Origin of the sequence: Pseudomonas sp. ef1 (assembly GCF_007293365.2) — a bacterium.
Taxonomy (GTDB): Bacteria; Pseudomonadota; Gammaproteobacteria; order Pseudomonadales; family Pseudomonadaceae; genus Aquipseudomonas; species Aquipseudomonas siliginis.
Window position 1 is genome coordinate 3,224,351 of record NZ_CM129815.1, and the last position, 13,022, is coordinate 3,237,372.

The 13,022-nt window shown below is 58.7% G+C and carries 14 protein-coding genes; 7 read left to right on the forward strand and 7 right to left on the reverse strand.

Annotation, left to right across the window (positions count from 1 at the left end):
* Positions 1 to 182: 182 nt before the first annotated feature.
* On the reverse strand, positions 183 to 1,787 hold the full coding sequence (rtcR, locus tag FEE99_RS14595; RefSeq protein WP_041478562.1) for an RNA repair transcriptional activator RtcR: 1,605 nt from the start codon (positions 1,785 to 1,787) through the stop codon (positions 183 to 185).
* Positions 1,788 to 1,982: 195 nt separating this feature from the next.
* Between rtcR and FEE99_RS14600 the strand changes: the two genes are divergently transcribed.
* The 3 genes from FEE99_RS14600 (at position 1,983) to FEE99_RS14610 (ending at position 4,857) form a co-directional block, all read left to right on the forward strand.
* The gene (locus tag FEE99_RS14600; protein WP_041478563.1) at positions 1,983 to 3,209 is read left to right on the forward strand and encodes an RtcB family protein; all 1,227 of its coding nucleotides are present in this window, start codon (positions 1,983 to 1,985) and stop codon (positions 3,207 to 3,209) included.
* 161 nt (positions 3,210 to 3,370) lie between these two features.
* Positions 3,371 to 4,396 carry an RNA 3'-terminal phosphate cyclase gene (rtcA, locus tag FEE99_RS14605; RefSeq protein WP_041478564.1) on the forward strand — a complete coding sequence of 342 codons (1,026 nt, stop codon included), beginning with the start codon at positions 3,371 to 3,373 and terminating at the stop codon, positions 4,394 to 4,396.
* Positions 4,397 to 4,569: 173 nt separating this feature from the next.
* Positions 4,570 to 4,857, forward strand: a complete 288-nt coding sequence (locus FEE99_RS14610; protein WP_041478565.1) for a hypothetical protein — start codon at positions 4,570 to 4,572, stop codon at positions 4,855 to 4,857.
* 82 nt (positions 4,858 to 4,939) lie between these two features.
* Here FEE99_RS14610 and FEE99_RS14615 read toward each other — a convergent pair whose 3' ends face one another.
* Entirely contained in the window at positions 4,940 to 5,155 is a 216-nt protein-coding gene (locus FEE99_RS14615) for a hypothetical protein (protein WP_041478566.1), read from the reverse strand.
* Between the two features lie 127 nt (positions 5,156 to 5,282).
* On the reverse strand, positions 5,283 to 5,558 hold the full coding sequence (locus FEE99_RS14620) for a hypothetical protein (RefSeq protein WP_041478567.1): 276 nt from the start codon (positions 5,556 to 5,558) through the stop codon (positions 5,283 to 5,285).
* Between the two features lie 196 nt (positions 5,559 to 5,754).
* Here FEE99_RS14620 and FEE99_RS14625 point away from each other — a divergent pair, with 196 nt between their 5' ends.
* Entirely contained in the window at positions 5,755 to 6,084 is a 330-nt protein-coding gene (locus FEE99_RS14625; protein ID WP_041478568.1) for a hypothetical protein, read from the forward strand.
* A gap of 30 nt (positions 6,085 to 6,114) precedes the next feature.
* On the opposite strand, the gene FEE99_RS14630 is transcribed toward FEE99_RS14625, so the two are convergent.
* From FEE99_RS14630 to FEE99_RS14640, 3 genes are all read right to left on the reverse strand, one after another.
* A complete protein-coding gene (locus tag FEE99_RS14630) occupies positions 6,115 to 7,059 on the reverse strand; it encodes an alpha/beta hydrolase (RefSeq protein WP_041478569.1) in 945 nt (314 codons plus the stop codon).
* A 114-nt stretch (positions 7,060 to 7,173) separates the two neighbouring features.
* Positions 7,174 to 8,172: an NAD(P)H-quinone oxidoreductase gene (locus FEE99_RS14635; protein ID WP_041478570.1), complete on the reverse strand. Its 999-nt coding sequence runs from the start codon at positions 8,170 to 8,172 to the stop codon at positions 7,174 to 7,176.
* A gap of 61 nt (positions 8,173 to 8,233) precedes the next feature.
* Complete coding sequence (locus FEE99_RS14640; protein ID WP_041478571.1) at positions 8,234 to 9,433, reverse strand: YbfB/YjiJ family MFS transporter; 1,200 nt, start codon at positions 9,431 to 9,433, stop codon at positions 8,234 to 8,236.
* Between the two features lie 111 nt (positions 9,434 to 9,544).
* Here FEE99_RS14640 and FEE99_RS14645 point away from each other — a divergent pair, with 111 nt between their 5' ends.
* Together FEE99_RS14645 and FEE99_RS14650 are read left to right on the forward strand one after the other, a co-directional pair.
* Entirely contained in the window at positions 9,545 to 10,420 is an 876-nt protein-coding gene (locus FEE99_RS14645) for a LysR family transcriptional regulator (protein ID WP_041478572.1), read from the forward strand.
* A gap of 180 nt (positions 10,421 to 10,600) precedes the next feature.
* Positions 10,601 to 11,086 (forward strand): hypothetical protein, encoded by a 486-nt coding sequence (locus tag FEE99_RS14650; protein ID WP_237143819.1) that lies wholly within the window; start codon positions 10,601 to 10,603, stop codon positions 11,084 to 11,086.
* A 41-nt stretch (positions 11,087 to 11,127) separates the two neighbouring features.
* On the opposite strand, the gene FEE99_RS14655 is transcribed toward FEE99_RS14650, so the two are convergent.
* Positions 11,128 to 11,850, reverse strand: a complete 723-nt coding sequence (locus FEE99_RS14655) for a pirin family protein (RefSeq protein WP_041478573.1) — start codon at positions 11,848 to 11,850, stop codon at positions 11,128 to 11,130.
* A gap of 220 nt (positions 11,851 to 12,070) precedes the next feature.
* Here FEE99_RS14655 and FEE99_RS14660 point away from each other — a divergent pair, with 220 nt between their 5' ends.
* On the forward strand, positions 12,071 to 13,021 hold the full coding sequence (locus tag FEE99_RS14660; protein ID WP_041478574.1) for a GlxA family transcriptional regulator: 951 nt from the start codon (positions 12,071 to 12,073) through the stop codon (positions 13,019 to 13,021).
* Position 13,022: the final 1 nt, after the last annotated feature.

Below are 13,022 nucleotides of genomic sequence, written 5' to 3' on the forward strand. Positions count from 1 at the left end.
AACCATCTTCATGCCGCGCTCTTGGAGCGCTTCGGTCAGTTGTACGAGTGTCTCTGCCTGGATAGTCATTGCTGTCACCTCGTCAGATTTACTGCGTTCATAATTCTTGACCGAGAGATCAGGCGGCTAATTCATTTTTTCTACAGTCATCATTGAAGTAGTGCGATCAAGAGCGCTGTGCTTCACTTCGTGTCCACTAACTTGCCCCATTCAAGTCCGAACCGCGCCAGGTACTTCCTCAAGCGATCGGCATCATTAGGCTGCGCCTTGGCCTGCCGGGAAATGCCGAACAGCTGTCGACCAGCATCCGACAGGCTGTCCGCCTGCCGGCATACCTCAATAACCGCCTTCAGCTGTAAGCGATCGAACAAGTCCATGCTCTCGCTATCTCCCGGCAACTCGGTTGATACAGCAGTGGGTTGCGCCAACCCCCACGCATATCGCAATCGATCGATCTCATCGTCTACCTGCGCTTCATCGATGCGTCCGCTGTCGGCCAAAGTCGCCATCCGTGTAATCGACGCAGACAGTTCGCGAAAGTTGCCCAGCCACGCTGCTTCACGTGAACTGGCGAAGGCCAGGTAGCGTCGGCGTGCTTCGAGATTGAAGCGCGCGCGTTGCCCATGTTCGCGCGCGTGGCGTTCCAGTTCGAAATCGATGTTTGGCTCGATGTCCTCGCGGCGGCCGGCGAGGCCGGGCAGGTCGAATGTCCAGAGGTTGATCCTTGCGTACAGGTCCTCGCGAAAAAGGCCTTCGGCGACCCGGCTGCGCAGGTCGCGGTGGGTGCCGGCGATTATCAGAAAGTCACTCTCGACTTCCTTGTCCGAGCCCAGCGGGAAGAAGCGTTTCTCTTCGATTGCCTTTAACAGCATCGCTTGTTCGTCCGCGCCGAGCTCGCCGATTTTATCCAGAAACAGCATGCCGCCGTTTGCGGCGCGCAGCAGGCCATCGCGAGCGTTTTGCGCTCCGGTGAAGGCGCCTTTGACGTGACCGAACAAGGCCGACATCGCGCCGTCGCCACGCAAGGTTGCACAGTTGACTTCGACAAAGCGTCCCTGCATTTGATGACGGTTACGTTTGAGTTCGTAGATGCGCCGCGCCAGGAAGGATTTGCCGGCGCCGGTCGGGCCGATCAGCAGCATGGGGGCTTTGGAGCGCAGCGCAACGCGCTCGATCTGTTCAATGGAGCGGTTGAAGGCCGGGTTGCGCGTGGCGATGCCGGACTTGAGAAATTCCAGGCCTTCGAGACGTTTGCTGGCGAAGCGTGAGGCAATGCGATCATAGCGCGACAGATCGAGATCGATCAGCGCGTGAGTGCCGCAGGCGGGCTCGTTCTCGTTCTTGCGCTTGGCGGGGGAGGTCTGAATCAGCCGGGCTGGCAGATAGCGCGCCTCGGTCAGCAGGAACCAGCAGATCTGCGCGACGTGGGTGCCGGTGGTGATGTGGACGAGGTAATCCTCGTGCTCGGTGTCAAAATTGTACGCAGTGGTGAAGTCGTGCAGGGCGCCGTACACCTCCTCGAAATCCCAAGGGTTGCGCAGCGACATTGGATGCAGGCGCACTTCGGTGCTCGGAGAAATCTGCTGGATGTCCGCTCGGACACGCTCGGCGAGGCTGACGTCGCGCGCGTCGAGGCCATGAATCAATTCAAGTCGGTGGATAGGGAGGTCTGTTTGTTGGCACAGGCCTACGCTTGGTCGCCAATAATTCCATCGGCTGGCACCTTTGCCGACACGATCCAGGGTGGCTCCGATAAATCCGATGGCGACCGTGCGTTTGTTGGGCATGCTTATCTCATAAGATAAATGACGATATGCAATGATAATTTTGCTGGTCGGATTTGTCTTTCATAGATTATCGAGCCTCGTCCAATCAGAGATAAAAGTTATTAAAATCAAAAACATAGCAGAAACAACCATGGCCGCATCCAAAGCTGGCACAGCGGCTGCAATGCTGATGGAAACGAACATGGACACCAAGATATGAAAGACCAAACCTACCAGCTTCTCGAAGTCGCCAACGGCAAGCCCATCAAACTCTGGACCGAAGGTGTCCCGGTTGAAAACGAAGCCCGCGCACAGTTGATGAACACGGCAAAAATGCCGTTCATCTTCAAGCATCTGGCGGTCATGCCCGATGTGCACTTGGGCAAGGGCTCGACAATTGGCAGCGTGATTCCAACGGTCGGCGCGATCATTCCGGCGGCGGTGGGCGTCGACATCGGTTGTGGAATGATCGCTGCGCGTACATCGCTGATGGCTTCGGATCTGCCGGACAACCTCCACGGACTGCGTAGCGCCATCGAGCAAGCGGTGCCACATGGCCGCAGTTCGAATCGTTCGCGGCGAGACAAAGGCGCCTGGGACGAGATTCCTCAGCAAGCCGATCAGGCCTGGGCGGGGTTGCAGCCACGCTTCAAATTGATCACTGACAAATATCCGAAACTGGCCAACACCAACAACCGGGGGCATCTGGGGACGCTCGGCAGTGGCAACCATTTCATCGAAGTGTGCCTGGATGAAGCCAACCGGGTGTGGTTCATGTTGCACAGCGGTTCGCGTGGCGTCGGCAACGCTATCGGCAACCTGTTCATCCAGATGGCCCAAGCCGATATGCGTCAGCACATTGCCAACCTGCCGGACCGTGACCTGGCCTATTTCGAAGAAGGCAGCCAGCACTTTGATGATTACGTGGAAGCAGTGGGGTGGGCGCAGGACTTCGCCAGACAGAACCGCGAACTGATGATGCGCGCGGTGGTTCAGGCCACGCGGCAGATCATCCGCAAGCCGTTCGAAGTGGCGCTGGAGGCGGTCAACTGCCACCACAATTACGTGCAGAAGGAACGGCATTTCGGTGAAGACGTGCTGATTACCCGCAAAGGCGCGGTGTCAGCGAAGAAGGGCGAACTGGGGATTATTCCGGGCTCGATGGGCGCCAAGAGTTTCATTGTGCGCGGTCTGGGCAACGAAGAGTCGTTCAGTTCCTGCAGCCACGGCGCCGGGCGCACCATGAGCCGCACCAAGGCCAAGAATACCTTCACCGTCGCCGATCAGATTCGCGCCACGGCCCACGTGGAATGCCGCAAGGACGAAGCGGTGATTGACGAAATTCCGATGGCCTACAAGGACATCGACAAAGTCATGCACGCCCAGCGTGAGCTGGTGGAAGTGCTGCACACCCTGCGTCAGGTGGTGTGCGTCAAAGGCTAAGGAACTACAGCGCTGGCGTGAATTCTGCGTCCGGCGCTGCCCCGGTTCATCGCGGCTGAGCTGAAGCGCGAATTATCAATATTGATCGTAACTCAGGAAGACCCACGACGGTTTAACGGTACCTCAGAGACACCGTCGGGCTATACGCGTAAGGATTTGCAATGAAAGAGATAATCGAACTGGACGGCGCCATCGGTGGCGGCCAGGTGTTGCGCAGTGCGTTGAGCCTGTCGATGGTGACAGGTCGGGCGTTTCGTATTAAACAGATTCGCGCCAGACGCAGTCGTCCGGGATTGCTGCGTCAGCATCTGACAGCCGTGGTGGCGGCGGCCGAGGTTTGTGGTGCAGAGATATCTGGTGCGCATCTGGGGTCGCAAGCCCTGAGCTTCGAACCGGGCGAAATTCGCGGCGGCGACTTTCAGTTCGCTATCGGCACGGCCGGCAGCTGCACGCTGGTGCTGCAGACGTTGCTGCCTGCCTTGTTGCGGGCATCGAAGGCCAGTCGGGTGACGATCTCCGGTGGCACGCATAATCCGCTGGCACCGCCGACGGATTTCCTGTCGCGCAGTTGGTTGCCGCTGCTGCGGCGCATGGGCGGCGATGTCGAGTTGGAGTTGCTGCGTCATGGTTTCGTACCGGCTGGCGGTGGCGAAATTGCGGTGAAGGTGCAGCCCTCGCGCCTCACGCGCCTGGACCTGTGTGAGCGCGGCGAGGCAGTCTCACGACGCGCATTGGCGCTGACCGCAGGTCTCGCACCCACTGTCGCTCAGCGAGAGCTGAGTCAGGTGGCCAAGCGTTTGAACTGGCCAGTGGAGGCGCTGCAACCTGTGGCGCTTGACCCGGCACGCGGTCCGGGCAATGTGTTATTGCTGGAGTATGTTTTCGAGCATGTCACTGAGGTGTTCAGCGCATTTGGCCAAGTGTCGTTACGCGCCGAGAAGGTGGCCGATGCCGCAATCAATCAGGCCGTCGACTGGTTGTGCAGTAATGCTGCTGTCGCTGAGCATCTGGCCGATCAGTTGCTGTTGCCGATGGCGCTGGCCGGTGGCGGATCGTTCACCACGCCGCGCATGACTGATCATCTGCGCAGCAACATCGAAGTCATTCACCTGTTTTTGCCGGTCCGTATCGATTGCCGAGAGGAGGGCGGCGATCGCTTGCGGGTAGACGTTTTCCAAACCGATTAACAGCGGCCGGCAACCGGAAAGCAGTTGCACAACCTCATGCAGGTGAGGCTAGCCTTCAGCCATTAGCACATCCGACCTAATTGCCCCCGTTCTGGCTCGACCTTAAAGTCATTTCGCTTGGCAGGTTATTGCCAGTATTTCTCCGGTATGAAAATCAAAAAGGTCGATCTGCAATGAACTCATCAAGGACTATCCCGGTTCTCGCTTTATTCGCAACAATGGCGCTCGCAGTTACTGGATGCCAGACCGTCAAACCGGGAGAGAGTGATCTCAAGAATCGCGCACAGACCACCATCGGCAAACCCGTAATCAAGGTTTCAAATATCCGCAGCGACTTCAATACAACCTTCTACACCGCGCAAACCGAAAGTGGCGAATATACGTGCGAACTGCCGAGCGGCCCGATGGTTGCTCTGGGTTCCATGGGCATGGGGCTGGGCGCTCAGTGCACCAAGCAATGACTAATCAATCCTTTCGAAGCTGAAATAAAAAGGCCAATGTCGATGACATTGGCCTTTTTATTTAACGAATACTCGGCGCAGATCAGCTGGTTTTCGAGTTCAGCTTGCGCAGTTCTTCGTAGGTCGCCGATTGCACGAACCAGAAGCCGGAGACGATGCACCAGCCCAGGGTGCCGCCTACGAACATGCCGAGACCCGAAAGAAAGCTCTGGCTCATCATGAAGAGGGAAACGATCAGAATGACCGCCAGTGCGATGTAGAGAACGATGTTGTTGACGCCGATGACGAAATCTTTCATTTGCATTCCTTGGATGTATTTTCCTCTGGCCACCTTCTATGGTGGCCAGTGCGCGCATCATATTGATATCACCCTGTATTGCGCTAGTTCGGCGTCGGTATTTCGTTATGAATTGCAAAGTCCTTGGTTACTGAGCGGGTTTTTTCTCAAGATCTTCAGAGTCGCTCGACGTCGCCGCATCCTTCTCCGTCTCGTGCGGCTCTGAGCCCGCATTGGCGCCTGAAGACTCTTCACCTTTCTTGTTGGCCTTCTCATCATGGTCACTAGAGCTTTGTGCATGATTGACACCGGGCAGGGCGGTGGCGGGGGTGGCAGCGCCCGCTGTCGTTTCGGCTGCCCAAGCGTGGAGCGGGCCAATCAAGCACAGACTGAAAAACGACATTGCGAAGATTTTCTTGTTCATCACGTGGGCCTTCTACGCGGTGGGAGGTACTGCTTTGGATAAGCCTGTCTGCCAAAGGTGCGCAGTACTGGACGAGCGGCGAAGCCTGATTGTATTCAGCCGGATCAAAAATCTCGCGACAGCAGGCAAATTGCTGGCCCCCATAGGTATTTCGCACCGGCAAAATCGCCTTTTTTCAAAAGGTTAGGTTGGCTATATGCGCACGATTGTCATCACCGTTGTGACGCTTTCCCTGGCTTTGATCGCCTCGGGAGTGCAGGCAAAGGAGTTGAGCAAGGGCCATCGCTTTGCCTGCACCTGGGGCTCGGATATTGCTGCCGGTGCGCAGCGATCAAAACTGTCCGGGGTTTCGCTGTATGGCGCGCGCAAGCAATTGCAGGTTCGCCGATTCCAGCAACCCTGGATGCGCATGACAGCGATGGGGATTACCGAGCAGACCTACAACAGCAGTTCGAAGCTCAAACCGGCAGCGGTCAAGCAGACCTATTACGAACAATGCGTACGCCATGAGTTAGCTCGGCGCTGATGCCGGTTTCTCAGGACTGATTTACACAGCTCAGGAATCGCGAGAGCCCTTGGCGACTGCCGGCCCGGCAACCCGCGGCGCCGCTTTGGTCTGCATCAGTGCATCCAGAGCCTTGCGATAGCCCTGGCCGCCAAGCGCCATGCTGTTGTTGTGCGTCGCGCCGGGCACCAGCAGCAGGCGTTTGGGCTGCTCTGCGGCGTTGAATAGCTGCTCGCTGAAGCGCGGCGGCACGAAGGCATCAGCCAGGCCATGCACCACCAGCAGTGGCATGTGAATGTCGGCGATCTTGTCGATGGAATCGAATTTCTGCGACAGGAGCCAACGCACAGGAAGCGAGGTGTTGGCCACGGCGGCAGCTACGTCGGCGAGAGAAGTGAAGGTAGATTCGATGACCAGACCGCGAACCGGCAGAGGTGTGTTGTTGCGCGCCGCGTTCTGTCCGAGCTCGGCCGCCAGATCAATCGCCACCGCACCGCCGAGAGAGTGGCCGTAGATCAGGCGCTTGTTCGGGTCCGGTTGCAGCAGCTGGAAGCGCTCCCAGGCCACGCGGGCATCTTCATAAACGCTGCTTTCGGATGGTAGATCACCCTTGCTTTGGCCGAACCCGCGATAATCGATGGCCAGCACCGAATAGCCCGCCGCGCGTAGTTGCTCTATGCGGAACAACTGTCCGGTGAGGTTCCAGCGCACGCCATGCAAATAAAGGATTGCCGGGGCATTGGCACGTTCCGCCGGCCACCACCAGGCATGGATGTTCTGCCCGGCCTTGAAACTCTTCGGTTGCAGATCGAGTTCCTGAACGCTGCCGGGCAGACCGCGATACCAGCCGGCGGTGCCCGGCTCGATGCGAAACAACAGTTTGCGCTCGGTGTGTTCCAGCACCGCACAACTCGTCGGCACGCCAATGATCAGCGCGGCCATCATGGCGAATGCCAAGCGGCGGCGTCGCAGGCGGGTCAGGAAGGACAGGAACATTAATCGTTTCACCACAGCGCAGACAAAGAACGCTTTTTACCAGATGCCTCGGTCTGCGCGTGACTGTTTTTCGACCACCGTGCACGCCCAACGATTACAAGATGCTGCAATCGATCACGCCACTTGCAGCACAATCTTGCCGATATGATCGCCGCCCTCCATGCGGGCATGGGCCTGAGCCGCGTCAGCCAGCGGGTAAACCTTGTCGATGATCGGCAGGCAGCGCCCGGCGCTGAGGGCAGGCCAAACGTGTTCTTGCAGTTGATCGGCGATGGCGGCTTTCTCCTCAGCGGTACGCGCGCGCAGCAGCGAGCCGGTGACCACTGCGCGTTTGCCGAGGATCGCCAGCAGATCGATGTCGTTGGCGCGGGCGCCGCCGAGAAAGCCGAGCATCACCAGTCGGCCATCCATTGCCAGTGCGCTGATGTTGCCGTTCAGATACGAGCCACCCATGATGTCGAGAATCACGTTCACGCCTTGATCTGCGGTTTTCTGGGCAATGACCTTGGCGAAATCTTCCTCACGATAGTTGATCGGTTGCCCGCCAAGCTGACGGATCGCGTCGCATTTTTCAGCACTGCCTGCGGTAGCAAACGCATCGATGCCAAATTCACGACAGAGCATCAGCGCTGTGGTACCGATACCGCTGGTGCCACCGTGAATCAGCACGCGCTGGCCGGCCTTGGCACCGCCGAGGCCGAACAGGTTGGCCCAGACGGTGAAAAAGGTTTCTGGAATCGCGGCGGCCTGGACCCAATCGACTCCATCCGGCACAGGCAAAGTCTGACCGGCTGGTACCGCGCAATACTCGGCGTAACCGCCGCCATTGGTCAGAGCACAGACCCGATCGCCGACCGCGAAACGCGTTACTCCGGCGCCAACCGCGACGACTTCGCCAGCCACTTCCAGACCGGGGATCGGGTCCATGCCGGGTTTCATCGGGTACCTGCCGGCGCGCTGCAAGGCATCCGGGCGATTGATGCCGGCAGCGTGAACGCGGATAAGCACTTGGCCTTCGCCAACGGTTGGCAGAGGCACACGCTTGGCTTGCAATACTTCAGGGCCGCCGGGTTCGGTGATTTCAATACGGGTCATTTCGTTGGGCAGTGACATTGTCGATTCCTGTGAAAAAGGTCGTGTAGATGGGAGCGCTGGCAGCGCGCAATGATTCCCTTCAGTTCGCCGCGCAACGGGTTTCAGTTGTAGAGGGCAGCCAGCGCATGGCTTGCTCCAGCAGTAGAGCGACGACGATCGCGCCAGCGGCGATTACAAAAAGCAGTGTGTGCTGACCACCTGAAGCGTTGAACAGCGCCGAGTAGGCAAACCCCGCCAGCGCCTGAAAGGTGGCGAACGACACGGTGGCGCGGCTCCAGGCGATCTGCTGACGGTGATGCGACGGCACCAGCTCATGCACGCGGGCCAAGGCCAGCGGAACGATGCCCGGCGGGAACGAGCCGAGAATCACCGCCAGTAAAGCCAGCGCCAGAAATGAATGGGAGACGGCGAGCAAACCGAGGGCGATGGCTTGCACTACCAACACCAGTCGAATACCAGTGCGGGCGCCAAGCTGGTCGGCCAGGAAGCCGTAAGTCACCGGCCCGACAATCGCTCCGAGGCCATACATCACCCAGACCATTGCGCCGATATGCGCCCCGGCGCCCAGTCCGCGAGCCACGTAATCCACCAGAAACACCATGGCAGGCACCAGCCCGGCGGCCATGAACGCGTATTGAGCGAACAACAGGTAAACGCCCGACGGTGTCGGCTCATCAGCCGACGTTGCGTGCGCAGCCACAGGGTGCGCGGTATCCGCAGGCCAGCCGAACCAGCTCAACGCGGTCAGCAACAACGCCAGCGCGCCCAGCCCCAGCCATGTTGCCTGCAAGCCAAGAGTCAGCAGTGGCGGCACGATGGTGCCGGAGCCTGCAATCCCCAGGCCGATGCCAAGGAAGATTGCGCCACTGGCCAAGCCTCTGCGCGGCGCCGGAACGTGCGGCAGCACGGTTGCCGCCACCAGCACCATGATCGCGCCACCGGCTATGCCGGACAGCAAACGCCAGCCGAAGAACCAGCTCACCGAGAGCGGATAAGCACAGGCAAAAAACGCTCCCGTGACCGCGAGCATCATCAGGCGCAAGGCGTTGCGGTTACCCAGTCGATGGGCCATGGGCCGACCGAGCAGGGCGCCGATCAAGTAGCCGACCAGATTGGCCGCGCCGAGATAGACGACATCATTGGCGGAAAACCACTGCGCCTGAATCAGCGAAGGGATCAGCGGCGTGTAGGCGAAACGCGCCAGGCCAATGCTGACCAGGCTGGCGCAAAGCCCGGCGAAGATCGGCAGCCAGATGCCGGAGGAATTTGCAGTACGCATGATAGCGATCTCACAAGAGGTGTATGGCACTCAGCTTATCGGCTATCTTGGCTGCGCATATGCAGCGATTAAGCGGCAGAGTGATGCAAAAATGCTTCGATGAGGATCAGCATGAATTGGGATGATGCGCGGGTTTTTCTGGCGGTCTGTCGCGAGTCGACCTTGCGCGGTGCTGCACGGGTTCTGGGCGTGGACCAGGCCACTGTCGGGCGGCGCATCACCGCGCTGGAAAAGTCTTTGAGCGCGACGCTGTTCCTGCGTACCTCCGATGGCTACGCGCTGACCAGTGTTGGTGAAGCGGCGCGTAAAAGTGTGGAAAAAATGGAGCATTCGGCACTGGAACTGGAGCGGCACATCCACGGGCTGGACGATCGTCTGACCGGTAACGTACGGGTCAGCACCACCGACTCGATGGCCATCGACTTCATCATCCCGGCGATGGCGCGCCTGCATGATCAGCATCCGGATGTACAGATCCAGCTGGATGCATCGACGCAGATTCTCAGTCTGGCCAAGCGCGAAGCCGATATCGCGGTGCGCAATACTCGGCCGGATAACCCGGATCTCATCGCTCGGCGAATCGCCCGTTGGCCTGTAGGACTTTTCGCAGCACAGGCCTATGTCGAGCGCCATGGAGAACCCCAGCCCGGCAACGCTTTCGAGGGTCATGATCTGGTGGTGTATCAGCCGTACTTACAGAGCAAAAAAGACCTAACGCTGGTCTCTGAACCGTTGACCCGCGGACGCATCGTCGCCACGCTCAGCTCCAGCCTTTTGGTGCGTCGAGCCCTTGCCGCAGGCCTCGGGATAGGCGAGATACCGGTATACATGGGCGAACGCGATGGCCTCGTCAGACTTTGGCCGGAGCGGACCCGGCCGCTGCCGTATGAAGTGTGGCTGGTCACCCACGCCGACCTGCGTCACACCGCGCGGGTAAGGGCGGTCATCGAGCAGATCGTTGAGGCTTTTGTGCTGGAAAACGAATAACTGGTTCAGGGTTTTGCCGAGGCTACAACTGCTGACGAAACAGCCTACGTCCGAGACAGAATGGGCCGGCTTGTTGTAGTCCGTGATGAGTTCTATTGTCACTGCAGCTCGATGCAGACCTCAGTGACGCATCGAAACGAAGAGCCAGGGAAGGCCGCGTAGCCATAGAAAGGTGCCGAATTGAAAATCAGGGAAGTGAGTCAATATGCGGTCACGGACAGATCGAATGCAGGGTGGGACAGGCAAACCATGAGCAGCATAAGTCGCGAAGAATTCGATGCCAGGATAGAAACCATCGAGACGAGGATGGATGGCCGCGTGGCAGAAATGCGCGCCGACATTCGCGGGTTCCTGGCTGCTCAGGCAGAGCGGGACAAGGCACTACAGGAACGGGACAAGCGTTATGACGTGATGTGGATGGGCGTGCAGAAAATTGCCGACGAATCGCGGGAAGCGATCAGACAGGCATCGACGGTAAAGGCCAATTACTGGGCTGCCACCACTGTGCATTTCCTCGGCGTGGCCTCCTTGCTGGTTGGCGCACATTTCGCCAATCAGGCGGCGGTGTTGACCACGATACAAACCACGCTGGCAGCGATTCAGATTGGCAAAGAGGTATCGTCACCCAAACCTGTCGTACAACCCTCAGCAGTGCCGCCGCAATAAAAAACGGCCTTCAGTGGAAGGCCGTTCTGCATCGCGCCAGATCATGGCATTTCCGGCAACTCCTGAGGCCGCAAGTCGAACACCAGCACTTCGGCATCGACCCCGTTGCTCAAGGTGAGCAGCTGTTCTTCACGAACCCGCACGCCGTCGCCTTCCTGTAAGGGTTGGCCATTGAGTTCGACGCTGCCACGCGCAACGTGCACGTAAGCGTAACGATTGGCCGGCAATTTCAGCGTGGCACTTTCCTCGCCGTCAAATAACCCGGCGTAGACCCGTGCATCCTGACGGACTTTCAGGGAGCCATTGCTACCGTCCGGCGAGATGATCAGTTGCAGGCGACCACGTTTTTTCTGCGCGCTGAAGTGTTCCTGTTGATAGCGCGGCTTGGCGCCGCTGACATCCGGCACGATCCAGATTTGCAGAAAGTGCACGGGCTTGGTGGCCGAGTGGTTGAACTCACTGTGCGCCACGCCGCTGCCGGCACTCATCAATTGCACGTCCCCGGGACGGATCACCGAGCCGGTACCGAGGGTGTCCTTGTGTTCCAGCGCGCCTTCGAGCACATAGGAAAAGATCTCCATTTCGCGGTGCGGGTGCTGGCCAAAGCCTTTGCCGGCGGCGACCCGGTCATCGTTGATCACCAGCAGATCGGAGAAACCCTGTTCACGCGGGTTGCGGTAGCTGGCGAAAGAAAAGGTGTGAAACGACTTCAACCAGCCGTGATTGGCGAGGCCGCGATCGGAGGCTTTGCGAAGAGTCAGCATGATGAAATCTCCTGGCGGGACGTGAATTCGTCCGAGTGAGGAGAAGGTTACTGGTTACCCGGTGAGGCAATAAGTAGATGGAAATTGAAAGACTGTCCGGCTCAGGTTGACAGTTTTGCGTTATGGTTCACCCATTCGATCACGCTCCTGAACACTCGGTCCGCCATAATGCCTTGGCTGAAGCGTGCGTATTGACCCTTGAATATGTGTGAAACCTCCCATGAAAACCGTGGCAATGGTGCTGTTCCCTGACTTTCTGATGCTCGACATGGCGGGGCCGCTGGAGGTGTTTTCAGTCGCCAACCGTTATCTGAAACCTGATCTGCACTATCAATTGACGACTCTCGGCACAGAGCGCGGCTTGCTGAGGGCGTCCAACGGCGTGCAGGTTCAGGCTGACTTGCACATCGACGAAGCGGCCGAGCGCTATGACCTGCTATTGGTGCCAGGCGGACCCGGCGCCTATAACCAGAGATTTCCCGAGCTGTTTGGCTGGTTGAAAAAAGCCGTGCCGCGCGCGGAGCGTTACGGTTCGATTTGCACTGGCGCATTCATCCTCGGCCATGCCTGCCTCCTTGATGGTTATCGCGTCACCACGCACTGGAACTACACCGAGCGCCTGATCAAGGCTTTCCCGAAAACCACGGTGACCACCGATCAGATCTACGTCGAGGATCGTAATCTCATCACCTCCGGTGGCGTTACGGCCGGCATCGACCTGGCGCTGGCGGTGGTGGCCAGAGATCACGGCAAGAAAATCGCCCAGGACGTTGCCAAGGTCTTGTTGGTGGTCATGAAGCGCCAGGGCGGGCAAGCGCAGTTCAGCCCGTTGATGGCGGCAGTCTCACCGCAAGAAACGCCCATCACCCGCGCGCAGAATTACGTCCTTGAACATCTGGATGAAGCGTTCACCGTCGAGCGCATGGCCGGATTGGCGAACATGAGCGCACGGCACTTTGCTCGCCTGTTCGCCCGTGACGTCAATATGACGCCGATGGAGTTTTTGCAGAATGCCCGCATTGACTGCGCGCGAAACCTGTTGGAAACCAGCGATCTGCCACTGAAAACCATCGCTTATAAAAGTGGCTTTGGCAGCGTTCGGCACATGCGCTCGTTGTTCGCCGAAAAGCTCGGTCTTACGCCGTTACAATACCGCGAACAGTTCAGCTAGA